The following is a 20459-nucleotide window of genomic DNA, read 5'->3' on the forward strand; positions in this document are numbered from 1 at the left end:
AGCGTCGGCGAGGATGCCGTGCTCCTTGAGAACCTGGGCGATGATGTCCGGTACGCTCTGGTTCTGGAAGATCCGCTGTTGGGTGCTGTGTTCCAGATACGCCAGGCGCGGGACCAGTGTCAGTTGATAGCGCGTCAGGCGCTGGGTGGACTCGCCCTGGCCGGCACTATGGATATGGCCATGCAGGCCAATGTTCTCGGCCCCGAACGATAGAAAGGCGGGCTGGTGGAGCAGGCTTTCCAAGTCAAGGTCGACACTTGCGCTGACCAGTTCGATATCGATGCGGTAGGGCTGGTTGAGGCCTTCGTGGCCCTTGAAACCGAGTACGTGCAGGTCGTGCTCGCACGCATCGAGGGTCAGTTTGAAGCGCTGTTGATTCGTCGCGCTGAACATCCGCTGTTCCTTTTACCAAAAGGGGGCGGATGATTCTGCTTGCGGCTTTGATTGAGATGAATAGTGGCTACACAAAACAGAATGATCCTACGTTTGACGAAGCTAAATCCATGATGTATTTACGTTTTCTTCGATGTAGATGGCACCGGTTTCGCTCGTAAGGGAGATCTACAAACCACCCGAGTTTTTCGGGCAAATCCCATAACTCCGGGAAGGTTCTTACATGATGGCGGTGAAAACCGTATCTACAACAAGTAGGTTCATGCCCGCTGGATACTCCAAGCACAGCAGGAAAAAGGAACACATTAGGACTTGACCTACAAGGTAGATGATAAGCATTATCATTCGCTTGCAATCGGTCCGGTGCTTCCGTGAGTCAGTCCCACTTCAATACTGTCTTCCTCGCCCAGCGTGTCACGCTGCTGCGGACCTTGCAGCGCATGGTCAACAACCCCAGCACCGCCGAGGACCTGCTGCAGGAAACCTACCTGCGGGTCACCCGCGCCCTGAACGAACGCCCGGTGGATCACCTCGAGCCCTTTGTCTTCCAGACCGCCCGCAACCTGGCGCTGGATCATCTTCGCGCGCTGCGTATCCAGTCTCGCACCCTGATGGACGATGTGCCGCTGGACGTCATGCAGAATGTCGCCGCGCCCCTGAGCACGGCGGAAGACGCCATCCACGCCGAGCAGATGCTCAAGCGCCTGAGCGTCAGCCTCGGCCAGTTGAGTGCCCGCCAGCAGCAGATTTTCATCCTCAGCCGCCTCCACGGCTGCAGCTACCAGGAGATCGCCGACGAGCTCGATGTGTCCCTGAGCACCGTGCAAAAAGAGCTCAAGCTGATCATGGCGATCTGTGTCGGTGTGGCCGAACGCCTGGATCGCCCTTAAGCTCTGCTGCCCGATAGCGTGGATAATCCGCTCAAACGTCCTACAGCTCTATCGTGCAAAATCATAAGATCGTTGAACCAAACCGTGGCAAACGTTGCCGAGGAACACCCGTGACAGACAGTCAAGACCTGCGCCCCTCCGGGCCGGTGCCCCATGACGCAGCCATGGATCAGGCACTGGACTGGCTGATCGTGATGGAGTGCCCGAGCGCCGAACAGCAGTCCGCCTTCGACACCTGGCTGGCCGCCGACCCGCGTCATGCCCAGGCCTATGCGCGCGCCAGCGGCGCCTGGAACGCACCGCCGGTGTTTGCCGCCGCCCAGGTCCTGCAACAAGGGCGGCGCCCGTCACTGCTGCGACGTCTGCGTCCACACTGGAAACCCCTGGCCACCGCCGCCATACTGCTGATCGCCATCGGCACCTACAGCAATCTGCCCCTGCGCCTGCAAGCCGATCACCTGACCGTGGCCGGCGAGCGCCAGCACCTGCAACTCGAGGACGGCTCGAAAGTCCTGCTCAATACCAATTCGGCGTTCTCCAGCAACTTCAGCGGTCGCCAACACAAGGCCCGGCTGTACAAGGGCGAGGCGTTCTTCGAGGTCGCCGCCGAGCGCGAACATCCTCTGGAAATCGATGCCGGACCGGTGCGCGCCAGTGTCAGCGATACCAGCTTCGCCGTGCGCTACCTCGATGGCGAGGCGCAGGTGCAGGTCCAGCGCGGCGATGTCGACCTGCGCACCCTCGACGACAGCGCGCGCCTGCGACTCTCCGCCGGCAACAGCGTAAAGGTCGGGCCCCATGGCTTCGGCCGCCCGGAAAAACTCGATGCGCAGAAGGACCTGGCCTGGGTCCAGGGCCGCCTGGTGTTCGAAAATTGCCCGATGAGCCAGGTCCTGGCCGAGCTGCGGCGCTATTACCCCGGCTGGATCGTCAACAACAACGAACACCTGGCCCATGTCGCCGTCACCGGCAACTACCGTCTGGACAAGCCCCTGGACGTGGTCCGCTCCCTGGCCCAGATCACCTCCGCCAAGGTTTCGGAGTACCCGGCGCTGGTGATTCTCAACTGAGAACAATTATTTTTACTCGATAGCCCCCGATGATTCGTCTCGTTATAGCCAATGCAAGTGATTCGCATTTTGAGTCACGCAACACCTATAACGATTCGTCCACCCGGGAGCGCTATCGATGCCCACTCGTTTTACCTCCAAGACCCGCACCAGCGGCCTGCACCAATGCACCCTGTCCTTGCTGACCGCGGCCATCCTGCTGGCCGGTGCACAAGCAACGCCAGTGCTGGCCGCCGGTAGCGCCGAACAACCGGCCAGGAGCCTGGGCAACTACAGTTTCTCGATCGCGCAACAACCCCTGGTCTCGGCGCTCAATGCCTTCACCTCGATCACCGGCTGGCAGGTCGGCTTGCCCGCCGAACTCGGCCAGGGCGTGGCTTCGCCAGGCGTACGCGGCGCACTGCCGCCGGAAAAGGCCCTCGAGCGCCTGCTGGTCGGCACCAACCTGAGCTACCGCAAGGTCGGCGACAACAGCATCGTCCTGGAAAAGCGTGCCAGCGGCAGTACCCTGAACCTGGAGCAGGTGACCATCAGCGCCACCCGCCAGGAACAGGACGTCAACTCGGTGCCCAACACCGTGACGGTGAAGGACCGCCAGCAACTCGACCGCCAGAACGTCAACACCATCAAGCAACTGGTGCATGACGAACCCGGCGTCTCGGTCGGTGGTACCGGCCAGCGTGGCGGTGGCATCAGCAACTACAACATTCGCGGCATCGACGGCGACCGGATCCTGACCCAGGTCGACGGCGTCGAAATTCCCGACAGTTTCTTCAACGGCCCCTACGCCAACACCCAGCGCAATTACGTCGACCCGGAAATCATCAAGCGCGTGGAGATCCTCCGCGGCCCGGCCTCGGTGCTCTACGGCAGCAACGCCATCGGCGGCGCCGTGAGCTACTACACCCTCGACCCGGACGACATCATCAAGCCGGGCCAGGACGTCGGCGCCCGCCTGAAAAGCGGCTACAGCTCGGCCGATGACAGCTGGCTGACCTCCGGCACCGTCGCCGGACGCAGCGGCGATTTCGACGGTTTGCTGCACCTGAGCCAGCGCAACGGACGCCAGACCGAGTCCTATGGCGATACCGGCGGCGACGGCCTGAACCGCACTGCGGCGAACCCGGAGAAAGCCCGTGCCACCAACGTGCTGGCCAAGCTCGGCTGGAACTACAACGACGACTCGCGCCTGGGCCTGACCTACGAGCGCTACAAGGACTCCGTCGATACCAACCAGCGCAGCGCCGTCGGCGGTCCGTTCAACGTCGGCCAGCCGCTGGGCATGTACCGCTCGCGCACCGGCAACGACACCATCAGTCGCGAACGTTTCGGCATCGAGAACAGCTTCGGCCTGGACAGCGCCGTGGCCGATCACGTCAAGCTGAGCCTGAACTACCAGATCGCGAAGACCGACCAGAGCACCCTGGAAAACTACTTCCCGTTCACCCGTAACGTCCTGCGCAGCCGCGATACGGTCTACGAAGAGAAACAGTGGGTCTTCGATGCCCAGGCCGACAAGGCCTTCAATATCGGCGCGACCGATCACCTGTTGACCTACGGCACCACCCTCAAGCAACAGGAGGTCACGGGTTCCCGTAGCGGTTCCGGGGTCTGCCTGGCCGTGGGCCGGGGCTGCACCGCCGTGGGTGCCGACAGCCCATCCGATCGCCTGGTCAAGTCCAGCGACTTCCCGGACCCGACCATCGACAGCTACAGCCTGTTCGCCCAGGACCAGATCAACTGGAACAAGTGGACCTTCCTGCCGGGCCTGCGCTATGACTACACCCAGCTCAAGCCGCATATCACCCAGGAATTCCTCAACACCATCGCCGCGGCGGGCGGCGGCGCCGTCGACGGTTCCAACAAGACCTGGCATCGCGTCTCGCCCAAGTTCGGCCTGACCTACGCCCTGAACGACCAGTACACCTGGTACGGCCAGTACGCCGAAGGTTTCCGCACCCCGTCGGCCAAGGCCTTGTACGGTCGCTTCCAGAACCTGAGCACCGGCTATCAGGTCGCACCGAACCCGAACCTGCAACCGGAAAAGAGCAAGAGCTACGAGACCGGCCTGCGCGGCAAGTTCGACGCCGGCTCGTTTGACCTGGCGGTGTTCTACAACCAGTACCGCGACTTCATCAACGAAGACGCCATTGCCCCCGGTTACAGCGAGCTGACCTTCCAGACCAACAATATCAAGCACGCCACCATCAAGGGTGCCGAACTCAAGGGTCGCCTCAACCTGGACGCCTTTGGTGCGCCGCAGGGTCTCTACAGCAAGGGTTCCGTGGCCTATGCCTACGGCCGCAACAACGACACCGGGCAACCGCTCAACAGCGTCAACCCACTCACCGCGGTCATGGGCCTGGGCTACGACCAGGACAACTACGGCGGCCTGTTGAGCTGGACGCTGGTGCAACGCAAGAACAGGGTCGACAGCAGCAACTTCTTCTCCCCGGACGGCAAGGGCGAGCAGTTCAAGACCCCGGGCTACGGCCTGCTGGACCTGACCGGCTACTACAAGGTCACGCATGACATCACCGTCAATGCCGGGCTCTACAACCTGGCCGACAAGAAGTACTGGAACTGGGATGACGTCCGCGGCTACGACAGCGTCGGCGAAGCCGGTGTGCTGAACCCGGCCAACCTCGAGCGCCTGACCGCGCCGGGACGCAACTTCTCGGTCAACCTGGTCTGGGATATCTGACCAAACCGCACCTCACCCGGCCGAATGTCGTAGGGCCAGGGTGAGGTTTTTTTACTGTCGCGCGTCTTCTGATTCGTCTAGTCAGACAGTGCCTCTCATTCTCAAGGACATGCTCATGACCACCCCGGACAACGTCCAGCGCCCGAACCTGCGCTCGCAACGCCTGAACCAGATCACCCATGAGCCGCATGCCAAGCTCGACCAGTTGGTCAAAGCCCATGCGCCCTTCGAAACCCAGGCGAATTTCGCCCGTTTCGTGGTGGCCCAGTACCTGTTCCAGTCGGAGCTGGTGTCGCTGTACAACGATCCCGAATTGATCGCCATCGTCCCGGATCTGGCCGAGCGTTGCCGCGCTGAAGCCGCCAAGGCCGACCTGGCGGATCTGGACACCGAAGTACCTGCACCGGTGGCCGGTGCCGTGAAGAACCCGAGCAAGGCCGAAGCCCTGGGCTGGATCTTCGTGTCCGAAGGTTCCAAGCTCGGCGCCGCGTTCCTGATCAAGCGCGCCGTGGGCCTGGGCCTCAGCGAAACCTTCGGCGCCCGGCACCTGGGTGAGCCGGCCGGCGGTCGTGCCGAGGGCTGGAAAAGCTTTACCCGGACCCTCGACGGGCTGGAACTGAGTGCAGAAGAAGAAGCAGCGGCGGAGAAAGGTGCGATTGACGCGTTCGTGCGCTTTACCGTGTTGCTGGAACAGGCTTACGCCACCGCGCCGGAACTGGCCTGATCAGCCCCCCCGGCCCTTTGCAGGTGCCGGGGGGCTTGAGCCGTTCTCTTCATCGCCGCACAATTGACGCCATGACCCAGCCAAAACCCTCCTCCTCCAGACTCGCCCGCGTGCTCTTCGGCCTGCTCGCCTATGTCAGCCTGGGCATCGGTCTGGTCGCCATTGTCATTCCCGGCCTGCCGACCACCGAGTTCATCCTGCTGGCCGCCTGGGCCGCCACCAAGAGTTCGCCGCGCCTGAGTGCCTGGCTGGAAAACCACCGGCTGTTCGGCCCGATCCTGAGCAACTGGCGCAACGGCAAGATCATCGCCCGCCGGGCCAAGGTCAGTGCCACCGTAAGCATGTTGCTTTGCGCGACGCTGATGCTGGTGATGCTCGAACACGGCTGGCCGATCTACCTGGCCATCACCGGGATGAGCCTGGGCAACCTGTGGATCTGGTCGCGTCCGGAGCGGCTTGCGGTGCCCGACGCCTCCTGAGCCCCCTTCATTTCCTGCGGAGGCCCGATCCTGCGATATTTTTCGGCAAGCCCCGATTTGTAGGAGCCGGCTTGCTGGCGATGGCAGCGACGCGGTGTCCTGCCAAACCGCGTCGCCTGGATCGCCAGCAAGCCGGCTCCTACACAGACCGCGTGGGGCGCAATGGCGGGGTAAGGGTCAAGAACGTATTGACGCTCCGGAAGGTGCACCTGACATCGACAAGCACCCGTATTTCAGGTGCAATGGCCCTTCTCACGGAGAGCCTTCGATGACCGATCTATTGACGTCCATTCAAGCCGCACTCGACCTGCCCCTCTCGCCGCCGCGCTTCACCGGCAGCGGTGCTCTGCCCTCGACTTTCGCCGTTACCGAACTGGCTGGCGCCACTCTCGCCGCCGCCGGCCAGGCCGTGGCCGAACTGCTGCTGCAGCAGAGCGGACAGCGCCCCACCGTCGAAGTCGACCGACGCCTGGCCTCCTTGTGGTTCGCCAGCGCCGTGCAGCCGGTAGGCTGGGAAATCCCGCCACCCTGGGACCCGATTGCCGGCGACTACGCCAGCGCCGACGGCTGGATCCGCCTGCACACCAACGCCCCGCACCATCGCCGCGCCGCCGAGCGCGTTCTGGGACTGGCCGCGGACCGCAGCGCCATGGCCGAAAAGGTTGCCCAATGGTCCGCCGACAAACTGGAACAGGCGGTAGTCGAGGCCGGTGGCTGCGCCGCGCAAATGCGCTCATGGGCCGCCTGGAAAGAACATCCCCAAGGGCTGGCGGTCAATGCCGAAGCCCTGGTCCAGCGCGCCACCCACGACAGTCACGGTTCACGGACCTGGCTCGGCTCGCAGGCACGGCCATTGGCAGGCATCAAGGTGCTCGACCTGACCCGCGTACTCGCCGGCCCCGTGGCCAGCCGCCTGCTGGCAGGTCTGGGCGCCGAAGTGCTGCGCATCGACCCGCCAACCTGGGACGAACCGGCCCTGGTCCCGGACGTGACCCTGGGCAAGCACTGTGCCCGCCTGAACCTGCATGACGCCGCTGACCGCGAGATCTTCGAAGGCTTGCTCGGCGGGGCCGATATCCTCCTGCACGGCTACCGCGCCGATGCACTGGACGGGCTCGGCTACGATGCCCGGCGTCGCCAGCGCCTGGCCCCCGGGCTGATCGATGTGAGCCTGAACGCCTACGGCTGGAGCGGCCCGTGGCGCAATCGCCGGGGCTTCGACAGCCTGGTGCAGATGAGCAGCGGTATCGCCCAGGCCGGCATGTTGTGGAAACAGGCGGACAAGCCCGTCCCGCTGCCGGTGCAGGCGCTGGACCATGCCACCGGCTACCTGATGGCGGCCGCGGCGATCCGTGCGCTGACCGAACGCTTGCACAGCGGGCTGGGAGGGTCGGCGCGTTTATCGCTGGCCCGTACCGCGAAGCTGCTGGTGGAACAGGGGGCGGTCAATGGGACCGAAGCGCTGTTGCCCGCTGGAGCGCAAGACTGGAATCCGCTGCTGGAACAGACGTCCTGGGGCCCGGCGCAACGTTTGCTGTCGCCGCTGAAGGTCGGGGCGGTGCCGTTGCAGTGGGCCTTTGCCGCTACAAAGCTGGGGGCTCATCCGCCACAGTGGTGGTGAGCTCAAGATCGCCTTCGCGGGCAAGCCACGCTCCTACAGTTTGGCGTCGTACATGACATTTCGGTTTCACGCAAAACTGTAGGAGCAGGGCTTGCCCGCGAAGAGGCCCTCCGGATCATCAACCACCTCAAGGGTCCCCCGGGGATTCAGCATCAATGCTCCTCCCTCGTAAACCCCATCACCACGCCTAGGCGCAGTGCTCAGGTCGGCCCTGACATATGAGTCATCTTAATTACTTAATTGTTTCAATGTTTAACAAAACAAAAAAGCTCACTCGATTAATTATCCAATGTGCCACTACGTTTATTCGATAGGGATGACAACGGTAGTCGCTTAAGACCAATAACGCCTATGAAACCCATTCGACTCGATGATTCTGTGGGCTGTTTCCAATAAATCGAACGCGTTTAAAAAAGTGCTGTCAGAAATTTGCACAATCCACAGGATTGGCTAGTTTAAATTCCCACAGCAATACGAAACATTCTTTTTAACGCCCACTCAACCGCTCTGGGACAGCTGTCTTCAGACGCAGGTCGGCGTGCCCGCGCGACACACCCAAGTCGTTCATAAACAATGGAATGTGCCCATGAACTGATCTATGTCATTTTTCAATTTTACCCCTGCCCTACCCTATAGCCTCAATTCCCACGGATTGGAGTCATGCAATGTCTGAATCTCCCGGAAAACTGCGATTAGGCGCGCTCGTCGCTCTGGTGGTGGGTTCAATGATCGGCGGCGGGATCTTTTCGCTGCCACAAAACATGGCCGCCAGTGCCGATGTCGGCGCTGTATTGATTGGCTGGGCCATTACCGCCGTGGGCATGTTGACCCTGGCCTTCGTATTCCAGACCCTGGCCAATCGCAAACCGAACCTGGACGGTGGGGTCTACGCCTACGCCAAGGCCGGTTTCGGCGACTACATGGGTTTCTCGTCCGCCTGGGGTTACTGGATCAGTGCCTGGCTGGGCAACGTCGGTTACTTCGTCCTGCTGTTCAGCACCCTGGGCTACTTCTTCCCGGTGTTCGGCCAGGGCAATACCGCGGCCGCGGTGATCGGCGCCTCGGTGCTGCTATGGGCCGTGCACTGGCTGGTACTGCGCGGCATCAAGGAGGCGGCGTTCATCAACCTGGTCACCACCGTCGCCAAGGTCGTGCCGCTGGTGCTGTTCGTGCTGATCGCACTGTTCGCCTTCAAGCTGGATATCTTCACTGCCGACATCTGGGGCGTGAAGAACCCGGATCTGGGCAGTGTGATGAACCAGGTGCGCAACATGATGCTGGTCACCGTCTGGGTGTTTATCGGCATCGAGGGCGCGAGCATCTTCTCCGCCCGCGCGGAAAAACGCTCGGACGTAGGCAAGGCCACGGTCATCGGTTTTATCACCGTGCTGCTGTTCCTGGTGCTGGTCAACGTCCTGTCCCTGGGGATCATGACCCAGCCGGAACTGGCGAAACTGCAGAACCCGTCCATGGCCGCCGTGCTCGAACACGTGGTCGGTCACTGGGGCGCGGTGCTGATCAGCGTCGGCCTGATCATCTCGCTGCTCGGCGCCCTGCTGTCCTGGGTGCTGCTGTGCGCGGAGATCATGTTCGCCGCCGCCAAGGACCACACCATGCCGGCGTTCCTGCGCCGCGAAAACGCCAACCATGTGCCGGCCAACGCCCTCTGGCTGACCAACGCCATGGTGCAGATCTTCCTGATCATCACGCTGTTTTCGGCCAGTACCTACCTGTCGCTGATCTACCTCGCCACCTCGATGATCCTGGTGCCCTACCTCTGGTCGGCGGCCTATGCCGTGCTGCTGGCGGTGCGCGGCGAAAGTTATGAACAGGCCCCGGGCGAACGCCGCAAGGACCTGGTCATCGGCGCCATCGCCCTGATCTACGCGATCTGGTTGCTCTACGCCGGTGGCACCAAGTACCTGTTGCTCTCCGCCCTGCTCTACGCCCCCGGGGTGATCCTGTTCGCCAAGGCCAAGCACGAGCTGGGCAAACCGATTTTCACCACTGTCGAGAAGCTGATTTTTGCCGCGGTGGTCATAGGCGCCCTGGTGGCGGCCTATGGTCTCTACGACGGCTTCCTGACCCTTTGACCCCCTGTTTGTTTCGTTCCCTGGAGGATCTGCAATGACCACGGAAAAAGTGAAATACGGCGTTCATTCCGAAGCCGGCAAGCTGCGCAAGGTGCTGGTCTGCTCACCGGGCCTGGCGCACCAGCGGCTGACCCCGAACAACTGCGACGAGCTGCTGTTCGACGATGTGCTCTGGGTGGCCCAGGCCAAGCGCGATCACTTCGACTTCGTCACCAAGATGCGCGAACGCGATATCGACGTGCTGGAAATGCACAACCTGCTGACCGATATCGTCGGCCAGAAGGAAGCCCTGGACTGGATCCTGGAGCGCAAGATCACTGCCAACCAGGTCGGCCTCGGCCTGGTCAACGAAGTCAGCTCGTGGCTCAGGAGCCTGGAGCCGCGCAAGATCGCCGAGTTCCTGATCGGCGGCGTCTCGGCCGATGACCTGCCGAGCAGCTTCGGTGGCAAGACCATCGAGATGTTCCGCGATTTCCTTGGCCATTCCAGCTTTATCCTGCCGCCGCTGCCCAACACCCAGTTCACCCGCGACACCACCTGCTGGATCTTTGGCGGCGTGACCCTCAACCCGATGTACTGGCCGGCGCGGCGCCAGGAAACCCTGCTGGCCAGCGCCATCTACAAATTCCACCCGGAATTCGTCAACGCCGACTTCCAGGTCTGGTACGGCGACCCGGACCAGGAACACGGCAACGCCACCCTCGAAGGCGGCGATGTGATGCCCCTCGGCAACGGCGTGGTCCTGATCGGCATGGGCGAGCGCTCCTCGCGCCAGGCCATCGGCCAGTTGGCGCTGAATCTGTTCAAGCACAACGCGGTGGAGCGGGTCATCGTTGCCGGCCTGCCGAAGTCCCGCGCGGCCATGCACCTGGACACCGTGTTCAGCTTCTGCGACCGAGACCTGGTGACCATCTTCCCGGAAGTGGTGAACCAGATCGTCGCCTTCAGCCTGCGCCCTGACGAAAGCAAGCCCGGCGGCATCGATGTCCGCCGCGAGGAAAGCAACTTCCTCGACACCGTCGCCAAGGCCCTCAACCTCAAGGCCCTGCGAGTGGTGGAAACCGGCGGCAACAGCTTCGCCGCCGAACGCGAGCAGTGGGACGACGGCAACAACGTGGTGGCCGTGGAACCCGGCGTGGTGATCGGCTACGACCGCAACACCTATACCAACACCCTGCTGCGCAAGGCCGGCGTGGAAGTCATCACCATCAGCGCCGGCGAACTGGGCCGCGGCCGCGGCGGTGGCCACTGCATGACCTGCCCGATCATTCGCGACCCGATCGATTACTGACCGATATTCAAACCTGCCCTTGCCCCCACGAAGGGCCACGGCAGGCGGATAACCCATACCCGAGGAGATCCAAAATGGCTTTTAACATGCGTAACCGCAGCCTGCTGAGCTTGATGCACCACACCAATCGCGAGCTGCACTACCTGCTCGACCTGTCCCGCGACCTCAAGCGCGCCAAGTACACCGGCACCGAGCAGCCGCACCTCAAGGGCAAGAACATCGCGCTGATCTTCGAAAAGACCTCGACCCGCACCCGTTGCGCCTTCGAAGTCGCGGCCCATGACCAGGGCGCCCACGTCACCTATATCGACCCGGTGTCGTCGCAGATCGGCCACAAGGAAAGCATGAAGGACACCGCCCGCGTACTGGGGCGGATGTTCGACGCCATCGAGTACCGTGGCTTCGAACAGGAAATCGTCGAGGAGCTGGCCAAGTTCGCCGGCGTGCCGGTGTTCAACGGCCTGACCGCCGAATTCCACCCGACACAGATGATCGCCGACACCCTGACCATGCGCGAGCACAGCGACAAGCCGCTGCATGACATCAGCTACGCCTACCTCGGCGATGCGCGCTACAACATGGGCAACTCGCTGCTGATGATCGGTGCCAAGCTCGGCATGGACGTGCGCATCGGCGCGCCAAAGGCCCTGTGGCCCCATGAAGATTTCATCGCCCAGTGCAAGGCCTTTGCCGAGGAAAGCGGCGCACGCATCACCATCACCGAAGACCCGAAGGAAGCGGTCAAGGGCGTGGACTTCATCCACACCGATATCTGGGTGTCCATGGGTGAACCGGTGGAAGCCTGGGACGAGCGTATCGAGCAACTGATGCCCTATCAGGTCAATGCAAAAATGATGAAGGCCTCGGGCAATCCCCGGGTCAAATTCATGCACTGCCTGCCGGCGTTCCACAACAGCGAAACCACGGTCGGCAAGGACATTGCGGCGCGTTATCCGCACCTGGCCAATGGGGTTGAAGTGACCGAGGAAGTGTTCGAGTCGCCAGCCAATATCGCCTTCGAGCAAGCGGAAAACCGCATGCACACGATCAAGGCGATCCTGGTCTCGGCGTTGGCGGATATCTGATTCGACCGAGCGTTCCCGCGCACCGCGTGGGAACGATCACTTTTCTTCGCCCTGTAAGGACTCAACCATGCGTATCGTCGTAGCTCTGGGCGGTAACGCCCTCCTGCGTCGTGGTGAACCCATGACCGCGGACAATCAACGCGCCAATATCCGTATCGCCACCGAACAGATTGCCAAGATCTATCCCGGCAACCAGTTGGTCATCGCCCACGGCAATGGTCCGCAGGTCGGCCTGCTGTCGTTGCAGGCGGCCGCCTACACCCAGGTCTCGCCCTACCCGCTGGATGTGCTCGGTGCTGAAACCGAAGGCATGATCGGCTACATCATCGAACAGGAACTGGGCAACCTGCTGGACTTCGAGGTGCCCTTCGCCACCCTGCTCACCCAGGTCGAAGTCGATCCCAGGGACCCGGCCTTCCAGCACCCGAGCAAACCCATCGGCCCGGTGTATGCCAAGGCCGAGGCCGAACAACTGGCCGCCGAAAAAGGCTGGAGCATCGCCCCTGACGGCGACAAGTACCGCCGCGTGGTCGCCAGCCCGAAACCCAAGCGCATCTTCGAAATCCGCCCGATCAAATGGCTGCTGGACAAGGGCAGCATCGTGATCTGTGCCGGCGGTGGCGGCATCCCGACCATGTACGGCGAGGACGGCAAGCTCAAGGGCATCGAAGCGGTGATCGACAAGGACCTGTGCTCGGCGCTGCTGGCCGAACAGCTTGAAAGCGATCTATTGGTGATCGCCACCGACGTCAATGCCGCTTTTGTCGACTGGGGCCAACCGTCCCAGAAGGCTATCCTCCAGGCCCACCCCGACGATCTCGAAAAACTCGGTTTCGCCGCCGGCTCCATGGGCCCGAAAGTCCAGGCCGCCTGCGAGTTCGCCCGGCACACCGGCAAGACCGCGGTGATCGGTTCACTGGCGGATATCGAAGCGATAGTCCAAGGTAAGGCAGGTACGCGGATCAGTACGGCGAAACCCGGCATCACTTATTCATGAGAACCATCGGGCAGGCCAGTGGTCTGCCCTACTCCATGCCTTGAAGGAGAACACCATGGCCACGTTCGAGTCCGGACACCTGCATATCCAGCGTGCCGCCTTACAACCCGGGGATTTCAGCTACGACCTCAAGATCGACTACGAGGTGGTAAAGGACCCGAAGGAAGGCACGTCCATGCAGTTCACGATGCACGGCGACATCAATGGCAAAACCCTCAAGGAAACATTCACGCTGCCCAAGGACCTGGCGTTCAACTTCGCCAGCGAGGCCTTCCATATCGCGGTGAAGCACGGCATGCCGAAAAACGTCGACCTGCGCACCATGCATGGTCACTATGACCGGATGTTCGAGGACGTGCGCGAGCAACTCCATGCCAAATCCGGCGACCCGGTGAAACCCGAGCATTTGGAGTAACACCCCGCGCCAAGGCATAATTGCCGCCCTCGCGCCCGGAACACCGAATCGCCCCATGCGTATCCACGTCAGTTTCATCGACCGCGTCGGCATCACCCAGGAAGTCCTGGCCCTGCTCGGTGGACGCAATCTCAACCTGGATGCGGTGGAGATGGTTCCGCCCAACGTCTATATCGACGCCCCGACCCTCAGCCCGCAAGTGCTGGAGGAGTTGCGCGATGCACTGTTCAGCGTCCGCGGCGTTGAGGCGGTGACGGTGGTGGATATCCTGCCGGGACAGCGCCGGCACCTGCAACTCGACGCCCTGCTCGCGGCCATGACCGACCCGGTGCTGGCCCTCGACAGCGCCGGCAACGTGCTGCTGGCCAACCCGGCGCTGATCGCCCTGTACGGTCGCGAGCCGGCGGGTGAAAGCGTCGCCGAGCTCTTTGCCGACCCCAATCTCCTGGACACCCTGCTGGAAAACGGCTTTCGCCTGCCGCTGCGGGAAATCACCGTCAACGGCCAGACCCTGCTGCTCGACGCCACGCCGATCACCGATGCCGGCGCACTGCTGACCCTCTATCAGCCGAACCGCATCGGTGAACAGCTGTCGGCCCTGCACCATGACCATGCCGAAGGGTTTGACGCGCTGCTCGGCGAGTCCCCGGCGATCCGCACCCTCAAGACCCGCGCCCAGCGGGTCGCGACCCTCGACGCACCGCTGCTGATCCAGGGCGAAACCGGTACCGGCAAGGAGCTGGTGGCCCGGGCCTGCCATGCCATCAGCGCGCGCCACAGTGCACCGTTCCTGGCCCTGAACTGCGCGGCCCTGCCGGAGAACCTCGCCGAAAGCGAACTGTTCGGCTATGCCCCCGGGGCCTTTACCGGCGCCCAGCGCGGCGGCAAGCCGGGGCTGATGGAACTGGCGAACCAGGGCACGGTGTTTCTTGATGAGATCGGCGAAATGTCGCCGTACCTGCAAGCCAAGTTGCTGCGTTTTCTCAATGACGGCAGCTTCCGTCGCGTCGGCGGAGACCGCGAGGTCAAGGTCAACGTGCGGATTCTCAGCGCCACCCACCGCAACCTGGAGAAGATGGTCAGCGAAGGCACTTTTCGCGAAGACCTGTTCTACCGGCTGAACGTGCTCAATGTCGAAGTCCCGCCGCTGCGCGAACGCGGCCAGGACATCCTGCTGCTGGCGCGCTACTTCATGCAGCAGGCCTGCACGCAGATCCAGCGCCCGGTCTGCCGGCTGGCGCCCGGGACCTATCCGGCACTGCTGGACAACCGCTGGCCGGGCAATGTGCGACAGTTGCAGAATGTGATCTTCCGCGCGGCGGCGATCTGCGAAAGCAGCGTGGTGGACATCGGCGACCTGGATATTGCCGGGACCTCGGTGGCGCGCCAGAGCGATCCGGAGATCGACAGCCTGGAACAGGCGGTCGAGGATTTCGAGAAGACCCTGCTGGAAAAGCTCTACGTGCAGTATCCCTCGACCCGGCAACTGGCCAGTCGCTTGCAGACTTCCCATACGGCCATTGCCCATCGGCTGCGCAAATACGGCATTCCCGGCAAGTCCTGAGGCAGGGCGCGCAAAAAGCGACCTCCATCTGTACTGAAAGCGCTACAGCGGAACGATTTCGCTACACCCGAGGCCAATCCCCACCGCACAAGGCTTTGATCCTGTTAGGCTTTTTTTCTGCTCTCCAGCTGTAGCGATTTCGCTACAGCGGCCGTCGCCCAACCCGCGCAAGAAACCCGCAAACCCTTGATTTACAAGCCTCGCGCAGTATTGGCCACAAACTTGCTATGGGAACTCCCATTCAGCGGGACGTCGATCCCGCATCCCCTGCGTCCACCTGACCACGAGTCTGGCCCCCTTAGGAGTTTCCATGAGCGAGTTGCGTTTTACTGAAGACCACGAATGGCTGCGCACCGAAGCCGATGGCAGTGTCACGGTCGGCATCACGGCTTTCGCGCAAAACGCCCTGGGCGACGTGGTGTTTGTGCAACTGCCGGAACTGCAGCACTACGACAAAGGCGCCGAAGCCGCCACCGTGGAATCGGTCAAGGCCGCCAGCGGCGTGTACATGCCCCTGGACGGTGAAGTGCTCGAACTCAACCCAGAGCTGGAAAACAGCCCCGAGCTGGTCAACGAAGACCCGCTGGGCACCGGCTGGTTTTTCCGCTTCCGGCCAACCGATGCCTCGGCAGTCGCTAGACTGCTGGATCAGGATGCTTACGACCAACTGATCAAAGCCAACGCCTGAGGAACCGTCATGACTGTCAATCTCAGCACCGCCAACGAATTTATCGCCCGTCATATCGGCCCGCGCCAGGCAGACGAACAGGCCATGCTCGAAACCCTGGGTTTCGATTCCCTGCAAGCCCTCAGCGCCAGCGTGATTCCCGACAGCATCAAGGGCACCAGCGTCCTTGACCTCGGGGCCGGGCAAAGCGAAGCCGACGCCCTGGCGTCGATCAAGGCCATCGCCGGGAAAAACCAGCTGTTCAAGACCTACATCGGCCAGGGCTACTACAACTGCCATACGCCGTCGCCGATCCTGCGCAACCTCCTGGAAAACCCGGCCTGGTACACCGCCTACACCCCGTACCAGCCGGAAATCTCCCAGGGTCGCCTGGAATCGCTGCTGAATTTCCAGACCCTGATCAGCGACCTCACCGGCCTGCCGATCGCCAACGCCTCGCTGCTCGACGAAGCCACCGCCGCCGCCGAAGCCATGACCTTCTGCAAGCGCCTGAGCAAGAACAAGGGCAGCAACGCCTTCTTCGCCTCCGTGCACTGCCATCCGCAGACCCTCGACGTCTTGCGCACCCGCGCCGAGCCCCTGGGCATCAACGTGGTGGTGGGCGATGAACGCCAACTGACCGACGTCAGCCCGTTCTTCGGCGCCCTGCTGCAATACCCGGCGAGCAACGGTGATCTGTTCGACTACCGTGCCCTGACCGAGCGTTTCCACGCCGCCAACGCCCTGGTGGCGGTCGCCGCCGACCTGCTGGCCCTGACCCTGCTGACCCCGCCGGGCGAGTTCGACGCCGACGTGGCCATCGGCAGCGCCCAGCGCTTCGGTGTCCCGCTGGGCTTCGGTGGCCCGCACGCGGCCTACTTCTCCACCCGCGATGCGTACAAGCGCGACATGCCTGGCCGTCTGGTCGGCGTCTCGGTGGACCGTTTCGGCAAGCCGGCCCTGCGCCTGGCCATGCAGACCCGCGAGCAACATATCCGCCGCGAGAAAGCCACCAGCAACATCTGCACCGCCCAGGTCCTGCTGGCCAACATCGCCAGCATGTACGCGGTGTATCACGGTCCAAAAGGCCTGACCCAGATTGCCCAGCGCATCCACAGCCTCACCGCGATCCTCGCCAAGGGCCTGAGTGCCCTGGGCCTGGCGGTCGAGCAGGACAGCTTCTTCGACACCCTGACCCTCAACACCGGCGCACAGACCGCGGCCCTGCACGAACAGGCCCGCGCCCAGCGCATCAACCTGCGCGTCGTGGATGCCCAGCGCCTGGGCCTGTCCCTGGACGAAACCACCAGCCAGGCCGACATCGAAAACCTGTGGAAACTGCTGTCCGACGGCAAAGCCGTACCGGACTTCAACGCCCTCGCCGCCTCGGTCGAAAGCCGTATCCCGGCAGCCCTGGCGCGTCAGTCGGCCATCCTCAGCCACCCGGTGTTCAACCGTTATCACTCGGAAACCGAGCTGATGCGCTACCTGCGCAAGCTCGCCGACAAGGACCTGGCCCTGGATCGCACCATGATCCCGCTGGGTTCCTGCACCATGAAGCTCAATGCCGCCAGCGAAATGATCCCGGTGACCTGGGCCGAATTCGGTGCCCTGCACCCGTTCGCCCCGGCCGAGCAGAGCGCCGGCTACCAGCAACTGACCGACGAGCTGGAGGCGATGCTCTGCGCAGCCACCGGCTACGACGCGATTTCCCTGCAGCCGAACGCCGGTTCCCAGGGCGAGTACGCCGGCCTGCTGGCGATCCGTGCCTACCACCAGAGCCGTGGCGACGAGCGCCGCGATATCTGCCTGATCCCGTCGTCGGCCCACGGCACCAACCCGGCCACGGCGAACATGGCCGGCATGCGCGTGATCGTCACCGCCTGCGATGCCCGCGGTAACGTCGATATCGAAGACCTGCGGGCCAAGGCGATCGAGCACCGCGAGCACCTCGCCGCGCTGATGATCACCTACCCGTCGACCCACGGCGTGTTCGAGGAAGGCATCCGCGAAATCTGCGGCATCATTCATGACAACGGCGGCCAGGTGTATATCGATGGCGCCAACATGAACGCCATGGTCGGCCTCTGCGCCCCGGGCAAGTTCGGCGGCGACGTGTCGCACCTGAACCTGCACAAGACCTTCTGCATTCCCCACGGCGGTGGCGGCCCGGGCGTCGGCCCGATCGGCGTGAAGTCGCACCTGACGCCGTTCCTGCCGGGTCACGGCACCATGGAACGCAAGGAAGGCGCGGTGTGCGCGGCGCCGTTCGGCAGCGCGAGCATCCTGCCGATCACCTGGATGTATATCCGCATGATGGGTGGTGAAGGCCTCAAGCGTGCTTCGCAGCTGGCGATCCTCAATGCCAACTACATCGCCCGGCGACTGGAGGAGCACTACCCGGTGCTCTACAGCGGCAGCAACGGCCTGGTGGCGCACGAGTGCATCCTCGACCTGCGTCCATTGAAGGACAGCAGCGGCATCAGCGTCGATGACGTTGCCAAGCGCCTGATCGACTTCGGTTTCCATGCACCGACCATGTCGTTCCCGGTGGCCGGCACGCTGATGATCGAGCCGACCGAAAGCGAATCCAAGGAAGAACTGGACCGCTTCTGTGACGCCATGATCCACATCCGCGAAGAAATCCGCGCAGTGGAAAACGGCAGCCTGGACAAGGACGACAACCCGCTGAAGAACGCCCCGCACACCGCGGCGGAGATCGTCGGCGAGTGGTTCCACCCGTACAGCCGCGAACAGGCGGTGTACCCGGTGGCGTCGTTGATCGAAGGCAAGTACTGGCCGCCGGTGGGTCGTGTCGACAACGTGTTCGGCGACCGCAACCTGGTCTGCGCCTGCCCGTCGATCGAGAACTACGCTTAACCCCCATACGCCGTATGGGAACGCTCAATCCCTGTAGGAGCCGGCTTGCTGGCGATGAACGATGACGCGGTCCTCCTGAAAGACCCCGTCGCCCCGATCGCCAGCAAGCCGGCTCCTCCAGGAGATCGTGTCCATCACCATAATAAGAATGATCCCGGAGAATCCCATGTCCCTGAGCGTGTTCGACCTGTTCAAGATCGGCATCGGTCCCTCCAGCTCCCACACCGTCGGTCCGATGCGCGCAGCCGCGCGTTTCGTCGAGGGCTTGCGGCGCGAGCAACTGCTGTTACAGACCACCTGCGTCAAAGTCGAGCTATACGGCTCCCTCGGCGCCACCGGCAAAGGCCACGGCAGCGACAAGGCCGTGCTCCTGGGCCTGGAAGGTGAACACCCGGATACCGTCGATACAGAAACCGTCGCCGCCCGCCTGCAGACCATTCGCAGCAACGGACGCCTGAATCTGCTCGGCGAACATTCCATCGAATTCAATGAAAAGCTCCACCTGGCGATGATCAGGAAACCCCTGGCCTATCACCCCAACGGCATGATCTTCCGCGCCTTCGACGCCGCCGGCATCCAGATCCGCAGCCGCGAGTATTACTCGGTGGGCGGTGGTTTCGTGGTCGATGAAGACGCTGCCGGCGCCGACCGCATCGTCGAGGACAGCACACCGCTGACCTTCCCGTTCAAAAGCGCCAAGGAACTGCTCGGCCATTGCACCACCTACGGGCTGTCCATCAGCCAGGTGATGCTGACCAACGAAAGCGCCTGGCGCCCGGAAGCGGAAACCCGCGCCGGCCTGCTGAAGATCTGGCAGGTGATGCAGGACTGCGTCGACGCCGGTTGCCGCAATGAAGGCATCCTGCCCGGCGGCTTGAAGGTCAAGCGTCGCGCCGCCGCCCTCCATCGCCAGCTGTGCAAGCACCCGGAAGCGGCACTGCGCGATGCGCTGTCGGTGCTGGACTGGGTCAACCTCTACGCCCTGGCGGTCAATGAAGAAAACGCCAACGGTGGCCGCGTGGTCACCGCCCCTACCAACGGCGCGGCCGGGATCGTCCCCGCCGTGCTGCATTACTACATGCGCTTTATTGCCGGCGCCAACGAGGACGGCGTGGTGCGCTTCCTCCTCACCGCCGCCGCCATCGGTATTCTCTACAAGGAAAACGCCTCGATCTCCGGTGCCGAAGTCGGCTGCCAGGGCGAGGTCGGCGTGGCCTGCTCGATGGCCGCCGGGGCCTTGTGCGAAGTGCTTGGCGGCACCGTGCAGCAGGTCGAGAACGCCGCCGAAATCGGCATGGAGCACAACCTCGGCCTGACCTGCGACCCCATCGGCGGGCTGGTGCAAGTGCCGTGCATCGAACGCAACGCCATGGGTTCGGTGAAAGCCATCAATGCCGTGCGCATGGCCTTGCGCGGCGACGGCCAGCACTTTGTCTCCCTCGACAAGGTGATTCGCACCATGCGCCAGACCGGCGCCGACATGAAAAGCAAATACAAGGAGACCGCTCGCGGCGGTCTGGCCGTCAACATCATCGAGTGCTGACCCCATTCAAGGGGAGTGGCCTTGGCCATCCCCTCCACACCCT

General features: G+C 62.9%; 16 protein-coding genes. 15 read left to right on the forward strand and 1 reads right to left on the reverse strand.

Features of this window, described 5'->3' with window-relative positions; genetic code table 11:
- On the reverse strand, window positions 1–393 hold a 393-nt coding region (locus CWE01_RS31260), incomplete at its 3' end, for a contractile injection system protein, VgrG/Pvc8 family (RefSeq protein WP_256579438.1).
- Between the two features lie 371 nt (window positions 394–764).
- On the opposite strand from CWE01_RS31260, the gene CWE01_RS31265 reads away from it, so the two are divergent.
- The 15 genes from CWE01_RS31265 (at window position 765) to CWE01_RS31335 (ending at window position 20416) form a co-directional block, all read left to right on the forward strand.
- Complete coding sequence (locus CWE01_RS31265; RefSeq protein WP_100944416.1) at window positions 765–1283, forward strand: RNA polymerase sigma factor; 519 nt, start codon at window positions 765–767, stop codon at window positions 1281–1283.
- Between the two features lie 110 nt (window positions 1284–1393).
- Window positions 1394–2353 carry a FecR domain-containing protein gene (locus CWE01_RS31270; protein ID WP_371917168.1) on the forward strand — a complete coding sequence of 320 codons (960 nt, stop codon included), beginning with the start codon at window positions 1394–1396 and terminating at the stop codon, window positions 2351–2353.
- A gap of 118 nt (window positions 2354–2471) precedes the next feature.
- Entirely contained in the window at window positions 2472–5057 is a 2586-nt protein-coding gene (locus tag CWE01_RS31275; protein WP_100944418.1) for a TonB-dependent receptor, read from the forward strand.
- Window positions 5058–5172: 115 nt separating this feature from the next.
- Entirely contained in the window at window positions 5173–5781 is a 609-nt protein-coding gene (locus tag CWE01_RS31280) for a biliverdin-producing heme oxygenase (RefSeq protein WP_100944419.1), read from the forward strand.
- Window positions 5782–5852: 71 nt separating this feature from the next.
- On the forward strand, window positions 5853–6260 hold the full coding sequence (locus tag CWE01_RS31285; protein ID WP_100944420.1) for a YbaN family protein: 408 nt from the start codon (window positions 5853–5855) through the stop codon (window positions 6258–6260).
- A 268-nt stretch (window positions 6261–6528) separates the two neighbouring features.
- The gene (locus tag CWE01_RS31290; protein WP_100944421.1) at window positions 6529–7881 is read left to right on the forward strand and encodes a CoA transferase; all 1353 of its coding nucleotides are present in this window, start codon (window positions 6529–6531) and stop codon (window positions 7879–7881) included.
- Window positions 7882–8546: 665 nt separating this feature from the next.
- Entirely contained in the window at window positions 8547–9974 is a 1428-nt protein-coding gene (gene arcD, locus CWE01_RS31295; protein WP_100944422.1) for an arginine-ornithine antiporter, read from the forward strand.
- 34 nt (window positions 9975–10008) lie between these two features.
- Entirely contained in the window at window positions 10009–11265 is a 1257-nt protein-coding gene (gene arcA, locus CWE01_RS31300) for an arginine deiminase (protein WP_100944423.1), read from the forward strand.
- Window positions 11266–11339: 74 nt separating this feature from the next.
- On the forward strand, window positions 11340–12350 hold the full coding sequence (locus CWE01_RS31305) for an ornithine carbamoyltransferase (RefSeq protein WP_100944424.1): 1011 nt from the start codon (window positions 11340–11342) through the stop codon (window positions 12348–12350).
- A 67-nt stretch (window positions 12351–12417) separates the two neighbouring features.
- Window positions 12418–13347, forward strand: coding sequence for a carbamate kinase (gene arcC / locus CWE01_RS31310; protein ID WP_100944425.1), 930 nt, complete (start codon window positions 12418–12420; stop codon window positions 13345–13347).
- Window positions 13348–13402: 55 nt separating this feature from the next.
- The gene (locus CWE01_RS31315) at window positions 13403–13762 is read left to right on the forward strand and encodes a DUF5064 family protein (RefSeq protein ID WP_100944426.1); all 360 of its coding nucleotides are present in this window, start codon (window positions 13403–13405) and stop codon (window positions 13760–13762) included.
- Between the two features lie 55 nt (window positions 13763–13817).
- Entirely contained in the window at window positions 13818–15326 is a 1509-nt protein-coding gene (locus CWE01_RS31320) for a sigma-54-dependent transcriptional regulator (RefSeq protein WP_100944427.1), read from the forward strand.
- Between the two features lie 310 nt (window positions 15327–15636).
- Window positions 15637–16014 carry a glycine cleavage system protein GcvH gene (gcvH, locus tag CWE01_RS31325; RefSeq protein WP_100944428.1) on the forward strand — a complete coding sequence of 126 codons (378 nt, stop codon included), beginning with the start codon at window positions 15637–15639 and terminating at the stop codon, window positions 16012–16014.
- 9 nt (window positions 16015–16023) lie between these two features.
- A complete protein-coding gene (gcvP, locus tag CWE01_RS31330) occupies window positions 16024–18873 on the forward strand; it encodes an aminomethyl-transferring glycine dehydrogenase (protein ID WP_100944429.1) in 2850 nt (949 codons plus the stop codon).
- A 166-nt stretch (window positions 18874–19039) separates the two neighbouring features.
- Window positions 19040–20416, forward strand: a complete 1377-nt coding sequence (locus CWE01_RS31335) for an L-serine ammonia-lyase (protein ID WP_100944430.1) — start codon at window positions 19040–19042, stop codon at window positions 20414–20416.
- The last annotated feature ends 43 nt before the right edge of the window (window positions 20417–20459 follow it).

The organism is Pseudomonas sp. QS1027, from assembly GCF_002814235.1.
Classification (GTDB): Bacteria; Pseudomonadota; Gammaproteobacteria; order Pseudomonadales; family Pseudomonadaceae; genus Aquipseudomonas.